Source organism: Limnothrix sp. HT2024, from assembly GCF_059138625.1.
Map to the genome: position 1 here is coordinate 1,919,835 of NZ_CM181121.1, position 20,224 is coordinate 1,940,058.

Here is a 20,224-nt window from a genome sequence, read left to right on the forward strand (position 1 = left end):
AAATTGGTCTTAATGTTTTCACGAAAATTCGTAGGGTGCATGGGAGAACGTGTGGCGTAAAACGACCATTTCCCCACCTCTCCCATGCACCGCAACCCATGTCGCATTCAACGACAATGATCGGTTGGGTAGCCACAATTCACGGTGCATGGGAGAACGAATAAACCGTTTCGTGGCGATTTAAGATTGCTCCCATGCACCCTACGGGATGATTGATAATGGTAAGGACTTCTGAAATTCAGAGATTTTGGTCAATGATCAAAAAACGCAAAAATTTCTCCAGCTTTGCCCTGTCAGAAGCTTATCAATATCTCAACCTAACCGAACTGAAATTGTGGGAACTGGAAAGCCAACCCCGATCGCCTAGCCCCTTTTTTCAGGAACGCCTGCGCCGCCTCCAAGCGCACTTTGACCTGCGCTACTGCGAAAAATCGAAAGAACTGGTGATTGATGCCTTTTGCGAAGAAGCAATCACCGACCTAACACATCTCAAAATCTGGAAAGGAGTCAAGCTAGAAACCGCACAAGTCACCGGCAATGTCGATTACTTAATTACAGAGCGCCGAGACTATGTGGCGGCTCCCTTCCTGTGTATTGTCGAAGCCAAAAAAGATGACTTTGAGCAAGGATTAGCCCAATGCTTAGTGGAAATGAAAGCCTGCCAAGATTGCAACGGCGATCGACCCATTGAGGTGTTGGGAATTGTCACCAACGGCGATGGTTGGCGATTTTATCGGCTCGATCGGTCGGGCCAGGTTTATGAAACCGGCCTATATTCCAATCGCAACCCGGCTGAATTATTGGGCGCGTTGCACCACCTCTTGCAGCAATGCGATCGCGCCAGCCGCTCAACGCTTTAACCCCAAATCATGAGCCACAACAGGAACCTGTAGGGTGGGCAATGCCACCTAAAGACCACCTAACTTATGTACTATCGCCCAGGCAACCCGATCGCCCGGCGGGAAGTTTTGGCTAGGTCGTGGTGGGCAATGGCCCCGACTCGCTGACCTCGGTTTCGATCGCTCCTTGGTTCGGTGGATGGGAAGCCACAGGATAGAATGAAGCCGACAAGATTCTTAACGCGCGATCGGGCGCGGAATCTGTCCGCCCAAAGTCTGGCCCCGCCACGTCAGACAAGGGGCTTAAGCCCCTTGCCCCAAGCGCTGGCCGATGCACCACCCCGCTACTGGCCAGACCATCCAACTCGGCTGAACGGCCTTCCCGATCGCCCTCAGCCCCTCGCAGCCGCAACAAGAGACAAACAACCAAGCAATGGGAAAAGTCGTTGGCATCGATCTCGGTACGACCAACTCCGTCGTGGCCGTCATGGAAGGCGGGAAACCCGTCGTTATTGCCAATGCCGAAGGGATGAGAACCACCCCATCCGTCGTTGGGTTCAACAAAGATGGCGAAAAGGTGGTGGGGCAGTTGGCTCGCCGCCAAACGGTGTTGAATCCGCAAAATACCTTTTATGGTCTGAAGCGGTTTATTGGCCGCAAATATGATGAGCTGTCGCCGTCCTCCAAGCGCGTGCCCTACACGATTCGGCGCAATGAGGAGGGCAATGTGCGGGTGGTGTGCCCCAAGTTGCAGCGCGACTTTCCGGCGGAAGAACTGTCGGCGATGATTTTGCGGAAGCTGGCCGATGAAGCCGAGCGCTATTTGGGCCAGCCCGTGACCGGCGCGGTGATTACGGTTCCGGCCTATTTCAACGATTCCCAACGGCAGGCCACGCGCGATGCGGGGCGGATTGCCGGGTTGGAGGTGAAGCGGATTATTAATGAACCGACGGCGGCGGCCTTAGCCTACGGTCTCGATCGCGCCAGTAGCCAAACGGTGTTGGTGTTTGACCTCGGGGGCGGCACGTTTGATGTGTCCCTGCTGGAGGTGGGCGATGGGGTGTTTGAAGTGAAGGCCACCAGCGGCGACACGCAGTTGGGTGGGAATGATTTCGATCGCAAAATTGTTGATTGGTTGGCGGAGCAGTTCCTAGAAACCGAGGGGCTGGACTTGCGGCGCGATCGCCAATCCCTACAACGGCTGACGGAAGCGGCGGAAAAGGCCAAGATCGAGCTATCCGGCGTGGGCGCAACGGAAATTAACCTGCCCTTCATCACCGCCACGGAGGATGGGCCGAAGCATTTGGAAACCCGCCTGACTCGATCGCAGTTTGAAGGCCTCTGCACCGACTTGATCGAACGGATTCGCGCGCCCCTGAAGCGGGCCTTTGTGGATGCGGGCTTGCGGCCCTCGCAAATTGATGAGGTGGTGTTGGTGGGCGGCTCCACCCGAATTCCCTTTGTGCAGGACGTGGTGCGATCGCTCGTGGGCAAGGAACCCAGCCAAAACGTCAACCCCGATGAGGTGGTGGCCGTGGGCGCGGCGATCCAGGCGGGCATCCTGGGCGGCGAGGTGAAAGATATTTTGCTGCTGGATGTGACTCCCCTTTCGCTGGGTTTGGAAACCTCCGGCGGCGTGATGAAAAAGCTGATTCCGCGCAACACGACGATTCCCGTGCGGCGATCGGACATGTTTTCCACCAGCGAAAACAACCAAACCCAAGTGGAAATCCATATCCTGCAAGGGGAGCGGGAAATGGCCGCCAACAACAAATCCCTCGGGAAATTTATCCTGAAGGGCTTGCCGCCTGCGCCGCGCGGTGTGCCCCAAGTGCGCGTTGCTTTTGACATCGACGCGAACGGCATTTTGCAGGTGACGGCGCTGGATATGACCACGGGCCGTGAGCAAAGCGTGATTATCCAAGATGCTTCGACCCTGAACGAGGTGGAGGTGCGCCAGGCGATCGAGGAGGCCCAACAATTCGCCGACCAGGATCGATCGCAGCGCGATCGGGTGGACAAACGCAACCGCGCCGAAGCCCTCACTTTCCAAGCGGAACGGCAACTGCGGGAGGCGACCCTTGATTTTGGGATGCAGTTTGTGGAGGTGCATCGACGGGCGATCGAAAAATCCGTCAAGGCCCTGCGCGAGGCGATCGCCGCCAGCGATGACATTGAGATTGATCGCACCCAGGCCGACTTGCAAGACGCGATCTACAACCTGAATCGGGACGTGCGCGATCGCTATGCGGAAGAAGATGACGACAACTTCTTCGGCTCGATTCGGCGCACCTTCCAGGATGGGCGCGATGCGGTGCTGGGTGGGGGCGATCGCTTCGATCGGGACTACGGGCGCAATGATTACGGTCGTAACGACTATGGCCGCAATGACTATGGCCGAGGCGGTGACCTGGGCCGTGGCGATCGGGGTTGGAATGAACCGAACGGCCAGGGCGATCGCCGTCGGGAACCCAGCCGCCCCGCACCGCGCGATCCCTACGACTTGGGCTATGGCGGCGGTTACGGCGGCCCCAGCGATCGCCCCAGCCGGCCCGCCCCTCGGGATGGGTCAGGGCGATCGGGCGATCGACGGGAAGCCCGCAACAACAACATTGGCGGCAGCAGCCAACCGCGCGATCGGCGATCGACCTACAACGACAATTGGGACGATGAGGACGACTGGTTTTAATCCAAGGGGCGATCGCGGGGCCATCCGTCTCGCGATCGACCTCTAGAAACCCGCGCTCTGTGGGTCGTCTGAGCGGTAATCAGTAGTAATCAGCGGTGAAAGTAATCAGCGGTGACTGGATCTCACGGCGCTGGGGGATTTGGCTGGGTCGGGTTGCTGGCAGCAGATTCAGCCACCTGACAGGTTTGATTAATGGTTTGGATCAGGTTGCGTTCATTGTTGGCGGACTGCTCCAGCGATTGCACTGCAATTTCAGCCAGGTTGCGATCCTTTTGCTGAATGGCGGTCAAAAATTCACGGGTGCTGCGGCTGGTGTCGGTGTAGATATCCGCCAAGCGCGATCGATGGTCTTTTAGCTGCGTGTCACTGAGCGGCAACTTGCCCAAATCCTGGGCAGCTCGATCGAACGATTCAGCAGCGCGGTGCATGGCCTCCGGTTTGCCTGTGGCGGCTTCCCGGGCCGTTTCGTTGGCCAAGTTGGCAATGGTCACCAATTGTTTGCATTGGGCAACTTTGCTTTGGGCGCAACCGGTCAAGACGCAGACAAGGGCGATCGCAGCGGGCAATTTAAGGGCAGGGTTTGACAAAACCATAAACAGCTCAGACCAGGTTTCCCGGCTTGCGAATCGAAGAAACAGTTTCCCAAACAAGACTTTCAAAGCTAATTCCCAAAGCAATTCCAAGAATGCGTTCGGGCATCATTTCCAGTATGGTCCCAGCGCCAATTCCCGGAAAATTTCGAGTCAGACTGTGCAGCGTGCTGGGCGAATCCTAAAAACAAACTTTAAAAACATTACTGCCAAAAGCCTTGACCTCCAAGGGGACAAATCACCCCGCGATCGCCCGGAGGAGCAACCTTCAGCACCCGTGCGATTATCCCTACGATCGCACCGCAATATCGTTCATGACCCGGCGCTCATCGTCCAAAGAGGCCACCCCGCCCGCAATCTTGCCGTAGTGAATCCGGCCCGCCTCTAGCACCGTTTTGCGCAGGGTTTTATCACCGGAGTTCGCCTCAAAAAGCGCCAACAGGGAGCCATAACCCAGGCCGGTTCCTTTGGCATCCTCCTGCACTCGCATCGAGGCCAAAATCTGCTGTTGCAAGCCCATGTCGCCAGGGTTCGCCGCCAATTTTTTCAACAAATCTGCCAAGGATTTACGCAGCATCAACATATTGAGGAGATCCGCTTCAGCCTTTTGGCGCGCTTCAATTGCCTTGCGTCGATCGCGATCGAGTCCATCAAGCCACTGCAACAGAAAAATCAGCGCCAGGATCAGGATCAACAACACCTCAAAAGACATAACGGGCAACCCTCGGCAACAACAGGACTCGGAGAGACTTCAAAAACAGCAAGCGTTTTGGGCCGTTGCACTATTGGGCAACACCAGATGGCGTAACACAACCGGCTCGATGCTGCCACCAATTTGCCACAAACCACTCGCCAGCGGCCGATCGATTCTGGCTTCCCTGACGAGTGGGCGCAACTCCCGATCGGGGATCGCTGCCAAGGGTGAGGTTGTTGATCGATCCCGTCGCCCGGTTTCCTGCCAACCCTCCCCGCTTTGATTGAATTCTTAACAAACAGCGCCAAATTTCCCGATCGCCCGGCTGTTTTGGGTTGCGATCGCCCTCACGCACCCATCCGAACAACCCCAAATCGACAGGGGAGTCGAGCAGGCTCTGAATTAAGGATTGGGCTGGTCTCGGAATTTATGTTTTGGTTTTGTTTTTATTTTTATATAAAGAAGACCCTAAATTTGATTAATTTGACTTAAAACTGCATTTTCTTGATTTTGAAAAGCTTTAAGACCAATTTTTAAATTCAGAATCAGTCTCAAGACTGCTGGCGCGGCCGGACAAAATTAGCCTTGCTTCCCTTTCGGGAAAAATCTGCTGATAATGCCATCGGTGGGGCAACCAACCGCGATCGCTCCAGGGCTGCCCACCCCCAACTCAGTTTTTTGGCTGCATTCCCGATTTCCGCTACCACTTGGCTTCATTCCCGATCAATCCCATTCCCGATCGGCCCCTCTGCTCAGGCTTCAATGCTCCGGTTTTGAGTTTCGCCATCTCGCTCGGCTCGATCGCGCTCGGTCTGCCGGTTCAGGCCTCGGGCAGTTCACCGAGATTGGCGAAGACTAAGCGAGATCGCCCCTGCCTAACTGAGCTTGATTGAGACTGACCGAGCTTGATTGAGATTGATTGAGCTTGATCGAGGCTAAATCCCCGTTGCATTCCTGCTCCAGTCCTGTTCCAACCAGATTTCCCCAGAGGACTCCCCCCGTGAAACTCGCTGTCTATGGCAAAGGTGGCATTGGCAAATCCACCACCAGTTGCAACATCTCCGTGGCCCTCGCCCGTCGTGGCAAAAAAGTGCTGCAAATTGGCTGCGATCCGAAACACGACAGCACCTTCACGCTCACGGGCTACCTGATCCCCACGATCATCGACACCCTGCAAGCCAAGAGCTATCACTACGAAGACGTTTGGCCCGATGACGTGATCCACAAGGGCTATGGCGGCGTGCATTGCGTGGAAGCGGGCGGGCCGCCGGCCGGCGCGGGTTGCGGGGGCTACGTGGTGGGCGAGACGGTGAAGCTGCTGCGGGAGCTGAACGCCTTTGATGAGTACGACGTGATTTTGTTCGACGTGCTGGGCGATGTGGTTTGCGGCGGCTTTGCGGCTCCCTTGAACTATGCGGACTACTGCGTGATCGTCACGGACAACGGCTTTGATGCGCTGTTTGCGGCCAATCGGATTGCGGCTTCGGTGCGTGAAAAGGCCCGAACCCACAAGCTACGGCTGGCGGGCTTGATTGGCAACCGGACTTCCAAGCGGGATCTGATTGATAAATATGTCAGTGCGGTACCGATGCCGGTGCTGGAGATTTTGCCGCTGATTGAAGATATTCGCGTCTCGCGGGTGAAGGGCAAAACGCTGTTTGAGATGGCGGAGTCTGACCCGTCGTTGCTGCCGGTTTGTGACTATTACCTGAACATTGCCGACCAACTGTTGGCGATGCCAGAGGGCGTGGTTCCCAATGGATCACCCGATCGGGAGTTGTTCTCAATGCTGTCGGACTTCTATCTGAACCCACAAGAACCAAAAGCAGCGGAATCCGAGCCGGAATTGATGATGGTTTAGGGCTGAACCCAAGTCCAGACAAGGGGCTTAAGCCCCTTGCTCCCAAGGGGAGCGCGAGGATGGTTGATTGATGATGGTGTAAGGGCTGGATCCGAGTCCAGACAAGGGGCTTAAGCCCCTTGCTCCCACGATGGACGATCGGGTAGGCGATCGACAAAAACAGGGCGAAATGTAGGGGCGCACCGCTGTGCGCCCTCCGTCAGGGCCTTACCCTTACTCCCCAGTGATCGCGCGAGGAGAGTTGGACGATCGAGTAGGCTCGATCGAGGTTTGATATCTCCAAAGTCCACCGATCTCCCGCCCTATGAACGTTGAACAGTTGCGCCGATCGCTCCGTCAAAAGTGGCTGGACTATTACCGCGATAACCGCTCCTGGCTGGCCCGCATGGCCATTTGGACGGAAAGCGAGTTGGGTCACCGCCGCCCCCTGTCGAGTTTTTTGTTGGCGACAGCGACGGTGCTGGAACCACGAGTGACGGAGTTGATGCCGCTGTTGGTGGATCTCAGCAGCGATCCCGATCGGGTGATTGAAGCGCTGGGGCTGGACTTTGACCCCGATCGGGAATTGGAACTCGCCGCCAAGGCCGCCGCCCGCGAGCGCCGCAACCGTCCCGCCATCCTGTTACCCGCCAGCGATCCTGCGCCGATCGAGTTTGCCCAACCCCCGATCGAACAGCTTGAGGAAACCGACTGCAATGGCCGCACCCGTGATGCTGAGCTGATCCCGATTTGGGAGCGATCGACCTTTTAAGTTCAGCGAAATTCAGGGTTCGATCGCGCGCAAACATCCGGGTAGGGGCGTACGGCCGTACGCCCCTACGATCAACCATCCGCCCCCCCCAAAGCCAACCGTTTTACCTGTGAGGAACCCCCATGACCGCCACGATCGAACCCAACGCCCCCGCCCTTCAGTTTGATTGCGAAACGGGCAACTATCACACCTTTTGCCCCATCAGTTGCGTCGCCTGGCTTTATCAAAAAATTGAAGATAGTTTCTTCCTGGTGATTGGCACCAAAACCTGTGGCTATTTCCTGCAAAATGCCATGGGCGTAATGATTTTTGCCGAGCCACGCTATGCCATGGCCGAACTCGAAGAAGGGGATATTTCTGCCCAGTTGAATGATTACGCAGAGCTGAAGCGACTCTGTGAAGATATCAAGCGCGATCGCAACCCGTCGGTGATTGTTTGGATTGGCACTTGCACCACCGAAATCATCAAGATGGATCTCGAAGGGATCGCCCCCAAACTAGAAGCAGAAATCGGCATCCCGATCGTGGTGGCCCGCGCCAATGGGTTGGATTATGCCTTTACCCAAGGGGAAGATACGGTGCTGGCGGCCATGGTGCAGCGCTGCCCCGATGCCACCCAACAAACCCCCGCCGCCGCAGACGATCGCAACGCCATTCAAAAGTTGCTGAACTTTGGCAAAAAGAAAGAAGAAATCCAAGAGGACGAAGCGGGCTATGTGAATCATCAACCGCTGGTGTTATTTGGCTCAGTGCCTGACCCGATCGTCACGCAATTGACCCTCGAACTGAAGCGCCAAGGAATTAAATTAGCCGGTTGGTTGCCCGCCAAACGCTACACGGAGTTGCCCGCATTGGCCGAAGGTTACTATGCATCCGGGGTGAATCCGTTCCTCTCGCGCACGGCCACGGCCTTCATGCGGCGGCGCAAGTGCAAATTGATTGGCGCACCCTTCCCGATCGGCCCCGATGGCACTCGCGCTTGGATCGAAAAAATCTGTGCTGTGTTGGGCATTGAACCCCAAGGACTCGCGGAGCGGGAAGCACAAATTTGGCAGAGCGTGGAAGACTATGTGCAACTGATTCGCGGCAAGTCCATTTTCTTCATGGGTGACAATTTGCTCGAAATTTCCATGGCCCGGTTCTTGATTCGTTGTGGGGCAACTGTGCCAGAAATTGGCATTCCTTACATGGACAAGCGCTACCAAGGAGCCGAGCTGGATTTGCTAACCAAAACCTGTCAGGAAATGGGGGTGGAATTGCCCCGAATTGTCGAAAAACCCGACAACTACAACCAAATTCAGCGGATCTATGATTTGCAGCCGGATTTGGTGATCACCGGCATGGCCCACGCCAATCCCCTGGAAGCACGCGGCATTAATACCAAGTGGTCAGTAGAATTCACCTTTGCCCAAATCCACGGTTTTGGCAGCACCCGCGACATTTTGGAATTGGTGACGCGCCCTCTCCGTCGTAACGGCGCACTGAAGGAATTGGGCTGGGATAAATTAGTCCGAGAAACCACCTCTGTTTAAATCCGAACGACTCTTCAATGGGTTAATCAACCGCTTGAGGTTTGCCGGCCACAAACCTTCCGTTCCTTGGCGAAAGTCCTGTTTGCAACAGTTCGCTGCACGATCGCCCTTGGCCAGAGGCTCCCGGGTTAGGATCTTGATCCGACTTGATCCGAGCGATCGCCCCGCGCCCGCAGGAGGACTACCCCCATGAGTGACCAAATGAAATGGGTCAGCGCCGTTTCCAAGCAACCATCCCTAGAAGCGGCCATTGATGAGGTCAGCCAGCGTGTTTTGGCCACTTTGGGGCAACCGCCAGATTTGTTGCTGGTTTTCATCTCATCGGCCTTCAGCAGCGAATATATGCGGCTGATGCCCCTGCTGCGCGATCGCCTGCCTGCTCGGGCCATGGTGGGCTGTGGGGGCAGCGGCGTTGTGGGCAACCTGGATTCGCAACAGGTGGAAGAGGTGGAAGACGATCCGGCCCTCTGTGTGATGGCCGCGCGGTTACCCAACGTCACCATCACAACTTTTCACATCGATCGCGAGGCCCTGCCCGATTTGGACGGGCCACCCCAACCCTGGATTGAGGCGATCGGGGCGGATCCCACGATGAACCCCAGCTTTTTGGTCTTTGCGGATCCGGGGTTGGTGCAAATGAACGACCTGCTGCAAGGGCTGGACTATGCCTATCCCGGCTCCGTGACCGTCGGCGGCTTGGCCAGCGGGGACTCCTTTCGGGAAAGCAAGCAACTCTTTGTGGACTATCAGGCCTATCGATCGGGCGCGGTGGGGGTGGCCCTCAGCGGCGATGTGGTGATTGAGCCAATTGTGGCCCAGGGTTGCCGCCCGATCGGTCAGCCCCTGTGGGTCACGGAATGCGAACGCAACATCGTGATGCAAGTGTCGATTCAGTTAGACCCAGACACGATCGCCGACAAACCCCAAGCGCCCCTCAAGGCCCTGCGGCAACTGATTGAAGAACTCAGCGACAAAGATCGCGAACTGGCGCAATATTCTCTCTTTGTGGGTTTGGCCCGCGATGCCTTTCGCCAAACCCTGGAACCCGGTGATTTCCTGATTCGCAACCTGTTGGGGGTGGATCCCAGCGGCGGCGCGATCGCGATCGGCGATCGAATCCGCCGGGGCCAGCGGATTCAGTTTCATCTGCGAGATGCGGACACCTCCGCCGAAGACCTCCGCGCCCTGTTGGAACGATATTTGCGCGATCGCCCATCGGAGCAACCCGACCCGATCGGGGCCTTGATGTTTGCCTGCGTGGGCCGTGGCCAAGGGCTTTATAACAAAGCCAACTTTGACTCCTGCCTGTTGCAAAAATATCTGGGTCTGATGCCGGTGGCGGGCTTTTTCTGCAACGGTGAAATTGGCCCCGTGGGTGGCACAACTTTTATTCACGGTTACACCTCCGTTTTTGCCCTGTTTCGCCCTCGAACCTAGGGAATCACCGCCTGGCTCCGATCACCCTATTGGGCCAAATTACGCAAAATGGCCGCAGTTTCTTGGGTTTGCTGCTGTTGCTGCGTCAGTTGCAGCGATTGCAACCCCAACAGCACCCCCAAAAACACCAACGCCGAAAATAAAAACTCGTGGCTTGCGCCTGCACAAAAGATTTGAATATAAGTCAACGTCACCGGCTCTTGGTGCAACGCCGCCGTCGTAATCAAATAGGCAACCCACACCATCACCGTGCGGGCAATGCTTTCCAAGGGCAATAAATATCGGGTTAAAGCGGACTTCCAGGCCAACCTGAGTCCCTGGGCAACGGCCACCAATGAACAAAAGCCCCAAAGCATCCAATGACTGGGATTTTCAAAAAATTCCCAACCATCCAACGGCAAATCAACCAACGTGTAGCAACTAGGGCCAATTAAATTGCCCCAAAACGGATGAATTTTTCGTTGACTGAGAGACCAAGATTGCCCAGTAAAAGCCCCGATCAAAGACCAATCTGCAATATCATTGATGGAGGTATACTAGCCATCTTTGGCAATATCTGACAAAATTTTCAGAATCAGGAAATGGCCACTATTGCCCAAAAATTCCTGCCAAAAAGCTTGCCAGGGTGTGCCATGAAATCGACGGTTTAGCAGGTGATCTAGGTTGAGGCTAGGAAGCTGTTGAGGAGAGCGATCGGTCATAAATTGCAGGTGATGGGTGCTGATACAAGAAGCAACCCGATGATCCATAGACCTATTCCAAGGGTCTGGGCGTGCGCTTTGGTTTAAACCATCCCAACATCGACAGCCCCGTCAGGATCAAAGCCAACAGGCCCAGACCATCCAAGAGCGGATAAATTGCTTCCAGATGAAAAATTTCGCCCGTGTGAATATCCATCAAGAGGCTGCGTTTAAGTCCTGGCAAATGCCATTCTTCCACCAAAGTCGCCAACATACCCGTAATCACCGTTAGGGTCAGAGGCAACAGCAAAATCGGAGCCAAAAATCGATGATATTTGCGTTGGTATTTTTGGAAAGTCTGAAAATTTTTAAACATGGGCGATCGAGCCTCCAGAAATAAAGAAAATGCCTGAACCTAGTGGCGTGGCAAGCTTATTTTCATAGGTCAAGTTAAATGACTGTTGCCGTTACCAAATCGTTAGACAGCAAGGGGCTTAAGCCCCTTGTTACTACGACTGGCTCTGCAACTTTGACCCAATCAATTAAGGCAGCCGTGCTACCAGCAAGTCACGCGATCGGTTCCGGCAGGATTAGCAAGCAACAAAACAAGCAAGGGGAATCGAAACAATCGGCTGATATTTCCCTACTTTGCCTGCCCGATCGCCCCTTCCAAACTGCTGAGAGCGGCCAGAGCTTTGGCCTTATCCAAATTGCCGCTCAGTTGCCCGCTCACACCGTCCATGGCTTCCTCGATCGCCTCATAGGCCTTGGGATTTTTTTCCTTAATCCCATCTTCAACGGGTTTCCAAGCGGCTTCAAATTGCTCAAATTCTGTTTTGGCCTTGGCTTCGTCTCCCGCTTCCACCGCCGCCCGGGTTTTGGTCACCACGGCGGTCAATGCGCTGAGGTCACCCTCAGCCGCCGGACTCACAACGGGGCTGGCGGCGGGTTGCTCCACCGGGCTGGCCGCAGGAGCTGAGCTAGCCGTAGTTTGAGAACTGCAACCGGCGCTGGCCACAATGCTGAGGGCGGCAACCAAAGCCAGGGCCAAACGCCCCCGGGTCAGGACTCTTACCGGTGCAGAAGATGAGCGAGCCAAGGGAAGCAAGGACATGAACATTCTCCAAGAGAGATAGCGGCCGGGCGATCGGGACTGCAAAACTCGCGTTGTCAGCGATCGCCTAAACCGTAACCAACAAAAATGACAAACTCATGACAACCGCAGGTTCAGGATTGTGGGTCTCTCTTGAAGAAGGTTATTAGCGCGATCGACGGCGACCACCCGACCAAGGCGGCGGGCCCGATCGCCCTCGTAATTGCACCGTTTCTCCGTTGGCTAATTGCACCCAAAATGCATCCAATTCGCCATCATCCAACTCCCCTTCAACGGTGAGCTGATCGCCCACAGAAACAGGCAAGTTGCGCCACCAACGGGGCCCCGCATCCACGCGATATCGCCGGCCATTGGCTTCCACAATCCACTCATTTTCGTCTCGCTCACCAAAACGAATCACCCGGCCCGAAATGCGAATGATGGGTTCATCATCATCGTCATCATCCCAGTCGTCATCGTCATCATCTTTAGCTCGATCTTGCCAACGGTTTAAGCGCTCAGCAGATCGTTGACTGATGGCTGAATTTTTGGATGATTGCAACTGATCTATGGAAGATTCCGCCAGCGATCGAGCTAGGGCCGCTTCTGGCAAAACCATCAAGGTTGTGAGCGCACCAACGGCAAAAAACTGGAGTTGTTTGAGGGTATTCATCACCATGCTCAAGGAATTTCAAAAATGACAAACCCCTTTGGGGGCTGAAGTTGCTGAAGCATTGCCCCTTTCAGACTAGGTAGGAAAAATGACAAAAAAATGACGATGAACCATCCAGCGACCGCTTGAAAATCTGTCCACTGGATTCACACAACGGCGATCGACTTTTTGCGGCGAATATTTTGAACAGCCCCAACGGATTCAATGACTTCACCGATCAACCCAGGCAAGGGGTTTAAACCCCTTGTCCCAACCCCCTTGTCTCAACCCCCTTGTCTCAACCCCCTTGTCTCAACCCCCTTGTCTCAACCCCCTTGTCTCAACCCCCTTGTCCCAAACCCCTTGTCCCACCCGCCGCGATCGGTGAATTGGATCGGTCTTCGACAAGGCACGATCGGCCCGTTTCAAGCATTCACTCACGGGGTGGAGGCGTTGCTGCTCGGTGCAACAACCGGCAAGGTGACGGTGAAGCAACTGCCTTGGTTCAGTTGGCTGTAAACAGTGATTTGGCCCTGGTGCGATCGGGCGATCGCCTGGGCGATCGACAGGCCCAGCCCCGAGCCGCCTTCCCGGTGCGATCGCACCCGATCGGCCCGCCAGAGTCGATCGAACACCTGGGGCAAGTCCGCCGGGGCGATGCCGATGCCCGTGTCGTGAATTTCCACCCGCACTTGCCGATCGCGCCCGATCGGGAGAATCACCACCCGCACCCGGCCGCCCGCTGGGGTGTATTTGAGGGCGTTGTCTAGCAAGTTGCCAAACAGCCGCCACAGCAACAGCGGCTCGCCCAAAACGCTGGCGGGCGGTAGTTCGCTGGTCAGTTCGATTTGCTGCACGGCGGCCCGATCGGCGTAGGTTTCGATCAAGGATTCCAGCAACTCCGGCAGGTCGATCGATTGGAGCGGGTGGGCAGCGGCTCCGGGCGTGTCTTGACGCGCCAACAGCAACAGGTCTTCCACCAGTTGAGTCATCTGGCTGGTGGCGTTGTGGATCGCCGCCAACTTGGCCACATCGGCCGGGTCAATCCGCTCAGGATGGGATTGCATCACTTCCACGGAGGTGCGAATCGCCGTGAGCGGCCCACGCAACTCATGGGAGGCATCGGCGGTGAATTGCCGCAACTTCCGAAAGCTGGCTTCGATCGGTCGCAAGGATTGCCGCGTCAACCACAGGCCCCCGATCGTGCTCAGCCCGATCGCCAGGCCCGAGCCGATCGCCAGGCCCGTCGCGAGCTGTTGGATGGCGCTGTTGATCGGGTCGATCGATTCCGTCACCCGCACATAGCCCCGGAGTCTGGGGGGCTGCTTCTCCCCGTCATAGAACGGCGTGGTCAGGCTGCGAAGTTGTTGATCTTGGGCGATCGCGCCCTGGGGTTGGGCGATCGGGGTCAGGGGCCAGGCGGGAAACATCCGCCCTTGGCGAGCCAACAACTGCCCCCGCGCATCAAACCACTCCACCCCCTGATCCAGTTGCTGCAAACTTTGCCAAGGAATATCCAAATCTCCATCGTTATCCAGGCGCGGCCGCAAGTCTTCCCGTTTTTCAAAGAAGCGATCGTCTAAAAAGTTGGGAGCATTGGGACGATCGTGGTTGAGGGTTCTTGCCTGATTTTGATTTGCTTTATCTTCATACTCATCTTGATCTTCATATTCGTCTTTATCTTCGTCTTCATCGTCTGATTCTTGTTCCCTTTCTCGCTCTTTTTTCGCTTGCTTTGCTTGCTCTTTTTGCGCTTTCTTCTCCCTTCTCTCGCGCTCCTTTGCTTGCTGTCGATCTTGTTCGTCGTCGTCGTCAAATTCCGCTTCGTGGGCTTCCTCGATCGCTTCCAAACTGTGGCCGGCCGCTTGAGCCAATACCAAAAGCTGTCGATCGACCTGCTGATAGAGGCTATAGATCAAAAACTCGATCGCCACGATCGAACCCAGCCCCACAACTGCGGTCATCACTGCCAAAAACGACAACAACAACCGCCGCCGCAGGGCCCGAAACTGGGCGGCTTCGGTGGCAGCCAGGGCAGCTCCAGAGCGCGATCGTCTGAAAAGTGTCTTGAAGCAACTGCCGAGCGCCAGCAGTCGTGGGGGCAAGGGGCTTAAGCCCCTTGTCTGCATTGATCGCTCAGGCAAGCTGCATATCAATTTTGCCTTTTTAGACATCCCCTAGGGCCCCGCGTCCAGTTCCGGCAGTTGTGGATGAAGATAGTCGTGGGGGCAAGGGGCTTAAGCCCCTTGTCTGCATTGATCGCTCAGGCAAGCTGCGTATCAATTTTGCCTTTTTAGACATCCCCTAGGGCCCCGCGTCCAGTTCCGGCAGTTGTGGATGAAGTCGATAGCCCATGCCATAGCGCGTTTCGATTGCTGTTTTGGGTGCGCCCGCTTCGGTCAGTTTTTGGCGCAGGCGGCGAATGTGAGCGGTGATCGCTTCTTCGGTGGGTGGCTCGTCAAAATTCCACAGATTATCGAGAATGCTGGCGCGATCGAACGTGCGGCCCGGATGGCGCAAGAACAGCTCCAACAGGGCGTATTCCTTCGGTGACAGGGCGATCGGCTGGTGGCGGTAGGTGACTTCGCACGATCGCGGATCCAGTTCCAACGCGCCCCAACTCAGCACCGGATTGGTGGCTAGGGTTCCGCGCCGCAACAGGGCCCGCACCCGCGCCAAAAATTCCGACAAGTCAAAGGGCTTGACGACATAATCATCGGCCCCCGCATCGAGGCCATCCACCTTGTCGTGGCTGGTGTCGCGCCCGGTCAGCAGCACGATCGGCACGGTTTGCCCGGCGGCCCGCAGTTGCCGACAGAGTTCTACCCCGCTGAGTTGGGGCAACATCCAATCCAAAATCAGCAAGTCATAGTCTAGGGACTGGGCTAACTCCAGCCCCGATTGCCCATCGCTGGCCAGGTCTACGGTGTAGCGGCGATCGCGCAGGGCCTCCGCGAGGGGCTGCAAGATGCGATCGTCATCTTCCACCAGCAAAATCCGCATGACATATCAGCCCGATCGCCGTGATTGCAGTATGGCGATTATTACCGATTGAAGCGGCGCTCAAACCGCAAATCGAGGCGATCGCGCTTGCGGCGGTGGCTGAGGGGCGATCGGCTAGAATGGCGCTAGTTTTCTGTGCGAAGACTCGTGGGGCGGGGCTTGTGAGGCAGCGGGTGAAGCAAGGGGCGGTGGCGCTGATCGTGGCGGTGGGATTGTCGGCCTGCCAGGGACTTCAGCCGCCCATTAGTGGGATGCAGCCAACCCAGTCGCCCATCAGTGTCCAAGATCTAGATCGACAAATTGACCAAGCGATCTCCACAATTCGCCAGAACCCCAACTCGCAAGATGCTTACCTCAACTTCGGCGATATGTTGGATCGGCGCGGCAAGTTGCAAGCAGTTATTGATCGCTATATGCCGTTGGTGGAAGCTAGTCCTAACGATGCAACCTTGAGAGTGATCTTAGGCATTCTTTGGCAAAACAACGGACAGCCTGATCGCGCCATTGAACAGCATCAAAAAGCCCTTGCTCTCCAACCTGATTATGCTTTTGCCTATAGCAATTGGGGTGTAGCGCTGGTTGACAAAGGCGACTGGGATGGGGCAATCGCCAAATACCAAAGGGCGATCGAACTGAAGCCTGACTTTGCTGCTGCTTACAGCAATTGGGGTGTAGCGCTGGTTGACAAAGGCGACTGGGATGGGGCAATCGCCAAATACCAAAGGGCGATCAAACTGAAGCCTGACTTTGCCACGGCTTACCAAAATTGGGGTGTGGTGCTGGCTAAAAAAGGCGATAAGGATGGGGCAATCACCAAATACCAAAGGGCAATCGAACTGAAGCCTGACTATGTCTTGGCTTACCACGATTGGGGCAATGCGCTGTCTGACAAAGGTGACCAGGACGGGGCGAGTGCCAAATATAAACGGGCGATTCAACTGCAGCCTGACTATGCCCGTTTTCTGGCCCAGAGACTCTTGAGCAAATTTCATATCATTGCCCCAAAAGAAGCAATTGCTGAAATCGATGATTCCCAGCAGTTGCCCAAGGATGAACCTCGCTTGCCCCTGCTGCGGGCCACGGTGCTGGCCATTGCCCAGTTCTCACAGCCTGAAGATACCGAACGTGGCGCAGCTTGGGTCGTGAAGCGTCAAGGATCAACTCTCTGGTTGGTTACTTGCGCTCACCTGTTTCGCAATGAACGCAATGAGCAGTCCCAAGCCATCCAAGTCCAGTTTTACAACCCCAACCCTAACCTGCCCGCAGAAAAACGCGCCTCCCGAGCCGCCACCGTGGTGCAACTGGCCCCTAGCGGCGGCCTAGACTTGGCTGTGTTGAAAGTAGAAAATGCCCCCGCCGACATTCGCCCACTGGCGATGGGGCCTGGCTCAATTCCCCTGCTCGCGCCGGTCTACACCATCGGCCATCCCAACATCCTGGCCCAGGCCGGCCCCTGGCAAGCGCTTTCTGGGGAAGTGGCAGGGCGAGATGGCAATCGCGTCGGTCTCAACATCACCATTTCCCAAGGCAACTCCGGTGGCCCCCTCTTACACAAAGAGACTAACCAAGTGATTGGCATTGTGTTTCAGCGTCAAGGCGATCGTGTTGGCTATGCCTACGACATCCAAACCGTGCAAACTCAGCTCAAACAGTGGGGCATTTTGTAGCACTTCCCCCAATCCATGCTCAGTCACAACCGCCAAATTGCCTACACTCTTTTGTTGCCCCTGCTCTTAACCGGTTGTGGCAGCCCGACTGCACCGCCGGTTAGTCCGAGTGGTAGCCCGACTATTACTCTGACCTGCCCTGAACCTGGGAAGGCTCCCACACTTACCAGCTATCAACAACGCGATCGCAACCGCTGCGAAGGATTGGAACCGGGCAACGTCAGCGCCGCCGGAGCGCAACTCAAATCCCTGATCGTTGGCAACCTGCCGCAAGACTGGTCAGAGGACTCCATTGCTCTGCACGTTCCCCGAGCAAAACCGAGCGATCGCATCGAACTGGAATTTCCCAGCAGTGGTTATTTGATCGATCGCTTTGCCACTGGCTTTGGCCGCGATGGCCTGCGATTTGCCCAGCCCACCACCTGGCTCAAAAAAGCCCAAGCCTCGGGCGTGGAACCCGCCGACCTCACCGCCCGCGCCGAACAACAGATTCAAAACCAACCGGTCTATTTGCCCGTGATCCTCGGTCAGCCGCGCGATCGCACCTACCAGTTCAAAATCAAATTGGGTAACTCCGTCACCGTCAAGCGCCAGGAAATCCGCCGCCAAGGCCAGAGCATACCCTTGCAAAGTATCCCGGGTCCCACCGTGAAAATCACCCCCGATCAACTGCTAGAACACACCTGGACTCCCCAGGCAACTGACCCAGCCGGAACCTATGCCCTAGTGATTGTCCTGGCGAATGGTAATCCCATACAGTTCGATTTCCAGTACGATTCCGCCTGGTTCTAGCAAGGTTTTTTGATGTCTCCTTCGCCTGTGACCGATCGCCGTGATTGCACTAGGGCAATTATTACCAATTAAACCGGCGATCGAACCGCAAATCGAGGCGATCGCGCTTGCGGCGGTGGCTGAGGGGCAATCGGCTAGAATGGCGCTAGTTTTTTGTGCGAAGACTCGTGGGGCGAAGCTTGTGAGGCAGCGTGTGAAGCAAGGAGCAGTGGCGCTGATCCTTGCGGTGGGGGTTGCGGCTTGTGCGTTGCCGCTCCCAAACCGCAGCAAGGAAGCGGCTGCATTGGTGGACCAAGCGAATACTATCAGTCGGGAAAAAACCGAAGAAGCATGTGCGCTTTACTCAAAGGCCTTGGAACTCGACCCAAATAATACTGACGCTTACTTTGGTTGGGGTCTAGCGCTAACAGCCCAAGATGACTGGGATGGGGCAATCACCAAGTTCCAACGGTGGACTGAACTGAAGCCTGATGATCCGGATGCTTACTTCCTTTGGGGTATAGCGCTGGCTCATAAAGGCGACTGGGATAAGGCAATCACCAAGTTCCAGCGGGTGGTCGAACTGCATCCTAACTATCCTGATATTTACAATGAGTGGGGATTGGCGCTGTATCGTAAAGGTGACTTAGACGGGGCGATCACCAAATATCAACAAGCGATCAAAATAAAGCCTGATAATCTTTCTTTCTGTAATTGGGGTCGAGTGCTGGCTGACAAAGGCGATTGGGATGGGGCAGTCGCCAAATTTCAACGGGCAATCGAACTGGATCCTCTTGCTCCCCTTCCTTACCTCGACTGGGGTCTAGCACTGTATAACAAAGGTGACCTAGACGGGGCGATTGCCAAATATAAACAGGCGATCGAACTGAGTCCTCTTTCTGCTAGTGCTTACCACAATTGGGGTGTAGCGCTGTTTGCCAAAGGTGACCTAGACGGGGCGATTGCCAAATATAAACAAGTGATCAAACTGAATCCTGACAATGACACTAGTGGCAATGCTTATTACAATTGGGGTCTAGCGCTTGCTAGTAAAGGCGATTGGGACGGAGCGATTACCAAATACCAAAAATCTCTTTCCCTGCCTGATAATAGAGACGCAAGAATTGGTGTTTTGGCTAGCACTCATGCTCTTGCTCAGGGCAGTTTGGGCCAAGCTCTCGAAAAAAAGGGGCAACTCAAAGAAGCAATTGCTGAATATGAACTGGCGCTGCAAATCAACCCCAACCAGGTCTTTGCCCAAAATAACTTGGTTGCAGCTAAGAGTAAGCTAGCGGCTTTAGAAAATATCGATGATTCCCAGCAGTTGCCCAAGGATGAACCTCGCTTGCCCCTGCTGCGGGCCACGGTGCTGGCCATTGCCCAGTTCTCACAGCCTGAAGATACCGAACGTGGCGCAGCTTGGGTCGTGAAGCGTCAAGGATCAACTCTCTGGTTGGTTACTTGCGCTCACCTGTTTCGCAATGAACGTAATGAGCAGTCCCAAGCCATCCAAGTCCAGTTTTACAACCCCAACCCTAACCTGCCCGCAGAAAAACGCGCCTCCCGAGCCGCCACCGTGGTGCAACTGGCCCCTAGCGGCGGCCTAGACTTGGCTGTGTTGAAAGTAGAAAATGCCCCCGCCGATATTCGCCCACTGGCGATGGGGCCTGGCTCAATTCCCCTGCTCGCGCCGGTCTACACCATCGGCCATCCCGACATCCTGGCCCAGGCCGGCCCCTGGCAAGCGCTTTCTGGGGAAGTGGCGGGGCGAAATGGCGATCGCATCGGTCTCAACATGACCATTTCCCAAGGCAACTCCGGCGGGCCTCTCTTGCACAAAGACACCAACCAAGTAATTGGCATCGTTCTCCAAAGCCAAGGTGCTCGCAACATTGGCTACGCCTATGATTTGAACACCGTGCAAACCCAACTCAAACAGTGGGGCATTTTGTAGCACTTCCCCCA

At 55.7% G+C, this 20,224-nt stretch carries 20 protein-coding genes; 9 read left to right on the plus strand and 11 right to left on the minus strand.

Annotation, left to right across the window (positions count from 1 at the left end; genetic code table 11):
• The first annotated feature begins 254 nt into the window (after positions 1-254).
• Positions 255-860, plus strand: a complete 606-nt coding sequence (locus AC2IAX_RS07765; RefSeq protein WP_494390045.1) for a hypothetical protein — start codon at positions 255-257, stop codon at positions 858-860.
• Between the two features lie 112 nt (positions 861-972).
• Here the strand turns inward: AC2IAX_RS07765 and AC2IAX_RS07770 are convergent, their stop codons facing one another.
• Positions 973-1,254, minus strand: coding sequence for a hypothetical protein (locus AC2IAX_RS07770; protein WP_494390046.1), 282 nt, complete (start codon positions 1,252-1,254; stop codon positions 973-975).
• A gap of 18 nt (positions 1,255-1,272) precedes the next feature.
• On the opposite strand from AC2IAX_RS07770, the gene dnaK reads away from it, so the two are divergent.
• The gene (gene dnaK / locus AC2IAX_RS07775) at positions 1,273-3,528 is read left to right on the plus strand and encodes a molecular chaperone DnaK (RefSeq protein WP_494390047.1); all 2,256 of its coding nucleotides are present in this window, start codon (positions 1,273-1,275) and stop codon (positions 3,526-3,528) included.
• 122 nt (positions 3,529-3,650) lie between these two features.
• Here the strand turns inward: dnaK and AC2IAX_RS07780 are convergent, their stop codons facing one another.
• From AC2IAX_RS07780 to AC2IAX_RS07790, 3 genes are all read right to left on the minus strand, one after another.
• Positions 3,651-4,121: a hypothetical protein gene (locus AC2IAX_RS07780; protein WP_494390048.1), complete on the minus strand. Its 471-nt coding sequence runs from the start codon at positions 4,119-4,121 to the stop codon at positions 3,651-3,653.
• A 286-nt stretch (positions 4,122-4,407) separates the two neighbouring features.
• Positions 4,408-4,839 (minus strand): hypothetical protein, encoded by a 432-nt coding sequence (locus AC2IAX_RS07785; protein WP_494390049.1) that lies wholly within the window; start codon positions 4,837-4,839, stop codon positions 4,408-4,410.
• A gap of 61 nt (positions 4,840-4,900) precedes the next feature.
• Positions 4,901-5,179 carry a hypothetical protein gene (locus tag AC2IAX_RS07790; protein WP_494390050.1) on the minus strand — a complete coding sequence of 93 codons (279 nt, stop codon included), beginning with the start codon at positions 5,177-5,179 and terminating at the stop codon, positions 4,901-4,903.
• A gap of 633 nt (positions 5,180-5,812) precedes the next feature.
• Between AC2IAX_RS07790 and bchL the strand changes: the two genes are divergently transcribed.
• The 4 genes from bchL to AC2IAX_RS07810 all read left to right on the plus strand — a co-directional run bounded on the left by bchL (position 5,813) and on the right by AC2IAX_RS07810 (position 10,393).
• Entirely contained in the window at positions 5,813-6,673 is an 861-nt protein-coding gene (bchL, locus tag AC2IAX_RS07795) for a ferredoxin:protochlorophyllide reductase (ATP-dependent) iron-sulfur ATP-binding protein (protein ID WP_494390051.1), read from the plus strand.
• A gap of 304 nt (positions 6,674-6,977) precedes the next feature.
• The gene (locus tag AC2IAX_RS07800) at positions 6,978-7,424 is read left to right on the plus strand and encodes a DUF5331 domain-containing protein (RefSeq protein ID WP_190354603.1); all 447 of its coding nucleotides are present in this window, start codon (positions 6,978-6,980) and stop codon (positions 7,422-7,424) included.
• Between the two features lie 122 nt (positions 7,425-7,546).
• Positions 7,547-8,956 carry a ferredoxin:protochlorophyllide reductase (ATP-dependent) subunit N gene (locus tag AC2IAX_RS07805; protein ID WP_494390052.1) on the plus strand — a complete coding sequence of 470 codons (1,410 nt, stop codon included), beginning with the start codon at positions 7,547-7,549 and terminating at the stop codon, positions 8,954-8,956.
• 189 nt (positions 8,957-9,145) lie between these two features.
• A complete protein-coding gene (locus AC2IAX_RS07810; RefSeq protein ID WP_494390053.1) occupies positions 9,146-10,393 on the plus strand; it encodes an FIST signal transduction protein in 1,248 nt (415 codons plus the stop codon).
• Positions 10,394-10,419: 26 nt separating this feature from the next.
• Here the strand turns inward: AC2IAX_RS07810 and AC2IAX_RS07815 are convergent, their stop codons facing one another.
• From AC2IAX_RS07815 to AC2IAX_RS07845, 7 genes are all read right to left on the minus strand, one after another.
• Positions 10,420-10,803: a hypothetical protein gene (locus AC2IAX_RS07815; RefSeq protein WP_494390054.1), complete on the minus strand. Its 384-nt coding sequence runs from the start codon at positions 10,801-10,803 to the stop codon at positions 10,420-10,422.
• A 126-nt stretch (positions 10,804-10,929) separates the two neighbouring features.
• Positions 10,930-11,142, minus strand: coding sequence for a hypothetical protein (locus AC2IAX_RS07820; RefSeq protein WP_494390055.1), 213 nt, complete (start codon positions 11,140-11,142; stop codon positions 10,930-10,932).
• Positions 11,143-11,146: 4 nt separating this feature from the next.
• Complete coding sequence (locus tag AC2IAX_RS07825; protein ID WP_494390056.1) at positions 11,147-11,449, minus strand: peptidase; 303 nt, start codon at positions 11,447-11,449, stop codon at positions 11,147-11,149.
• Between the two features lie 267 nt (positions 11,450-11,716).
• Positions 11,717-12,187, minus strand: a complete 471-nt coding sequence (locus AC2IAX_RS07830) for a DUF4363 domain-containing protein (protein ID WP_494390057.1) — start codon at positions 12,185-12,187, stop codon at positions 11,717-11,719.
• Between the two features lie 145 nt (positions 12,188-12,332).
• The gene (locus AC2IAX_RS07835; RefSeq protein ID WP_494390058.1) at positions 12,333-12,839 is read right to left on the minus strand and encodes a hypothetical protein; all 507 of its coding nucleotides are present in this window, start codon (positions 12,837-12,839) and stop codon (positions 12,333-12,335) included.
• 416 nt (positions 12,840-13,255) lie between these two features.
• The gene (locus tag AC2IAX_RS07840; protein ID WP_494390059.1) at positions 13,256-14,923 is read right to left on the minus strand and encodes a sensor histidine kinase; all 1,668 of its coding nucleotides are present in this window, start codon (positions 14,921-14,923) and stop codon (positions 13,256-13,258) included.
• Between the two features lie 199 nt (positions 14,924-15,122).
• Positions 15,123-15,821 (minus strand): response regulator transcription factor, encoded by a 699-nt coding sequence (locus AC2IAX_RS07845; protein ID WP_494390060.1) that lies wholly within the window; start codon positions 15,819-15,821, stop codon positions 15,123-15,125.
• Between the two features lie 20 nt (positions 15,822-15,841).
• Between AC2IAX_RS07845 and AC2IAX_RS07850 the strand changes: the two genes are divergently transcribed.
• The 3 genes from AC2IAX_RS07850 (at position 15,842) to AC2IAX_RS07860 (ending at position 20,213) form a co-directional block, all read left to right on the plus strand.
• Positions 15,842-17,488 (plus strand): tetratricopeptide repeat protein, encoded by a 1,647-nt coding sequence (locus tag AC2IAX_RS07850; protein ID WP_494390061.1) that lies wholly within the window; start codon positions 15,842-15,844, stop codon positions 17,486-17,488.
• A 15-nt stretch (positions 17,489-17,503) separates the two neighbouring features.
• The gene (locus AC2IAX_RS07855) at positions 17,504-18,280 is read left to right on the plus strand and encodes a hypothetical protein (RefSeq protein WP_494390062.1); all 777 of its coding nucleotides are present in this window, start codon (positions 17,504-17,506) and stop codon (positions 18,278-18,280) included.
• Between the two features lie 193 nt (positions 18,281-18,473).
• On the plus strand, positions 18,474-20,213 hold the full coding sequence (locus AC2IAX_RS07860; protein ID WP_494390063.1) for a tetratricopeptide repeat protein: 1,740 nt from the start codon (positions 18,474-18,476) through the stop codon (positions 20,211-20,213).
• Positions 20,214-20,224: the final 11 nt, after the last annotated feature.

What these genes read in the sequence shown, in the direction of transcription:
- AC2IAX_RS07820 (WP_494390055.1), bottom strand. Translation starts at nt 11,142, where the DNA reads ATGGATCATCGGGTTGCTTCTTGTATCAGCACCCATCACCTGCAATTT.
- AC2IAX_RS07825 (WP_494390056.1), bottom strand. Translation starts at nt 11,449, where the DNA reads ATGTTTAAAAATTTTCAGACTTTCCAAAAATACCAACGCAAATATCAT.
- AC2IAX_RS07800 (WP_190354603.1), top strand. Translation starts at nt 6,978, where the DNA reads ATGAACGTTGAACAGTTGCGCCGATCGCTCCGTCAAAAGTGGCTGGAC.
- AC2IAX_RS07780 (WP_494390048.1), bottom strand. Translation starts at nt 4,121, where the DNA reads ATGGTTTTGTCAAACCCTGCCCTTAAATTGCCCGCTGCGATCGCCCTT.
- AC2IAX_RS07810 (WP_494390053.1), top strand. Translation starts at nt 9,146, where the DNA reads ATGAGTGACCAAATGAAATGGGTCAGCGCCGTTTCCAAGCAACCATCC.
- AC2IAX_RS07805 (WP_494390052.1), top strand. Translation starts at nt 7,547, where the DNA reads ATGACCGCCACGATCGAACCCAACGCCCCCGCCCTTCAGTTTGATTGC.
- AC2IAX_RS07830 (WP_494390057.1), bottom strand. Translation starts at nt 12,187, where the DNA reads ATGTCCTTGCTTCCCTTGGCTCGCTCATCTTCTGCACCGGTAAGAGTC.
- AC2IAX_RS07855 (WP_494390062.1), top strand. Translation starts at nt 17,504, where the DNA reads ATGCTCAGTCACAACCGCCAAATTGCCTACACTCTTTTGTTGCCCCTG.
- dnaK (WP_494390047.1), top strand. Translation starts at nt 1,273, where the DNA reads ATGGGAAAAGTCGTTGGCATCGATCTCGGTACGACCAACTCCGTCGTG.
- AC2IAX_RS07845 (WP_494390060.1), bottom strand. Translation starts at nt 15,821, where the DNA reads ATGCGGATTTTGCTGGTGGAAGATGACGATCGCATCTTGCAGCCCCTC.
- AC2IAX_RS07835 (WP_494390058.1), bottom strand. Translation starts at nt 12,839, where the DNA reads ATGAATACCCTCAAACAACTCCAGTTTTTTGCCGTTGGTGCGCTCACA.
- AC2IAX_RS07765 (WP_494390045.1), top strand. Translation starts at nt 255, where the DNA reads ATGATCAAAAAACGCAAAAATTTCTCCAGCTTTGCCCTGTCAGAAGCT.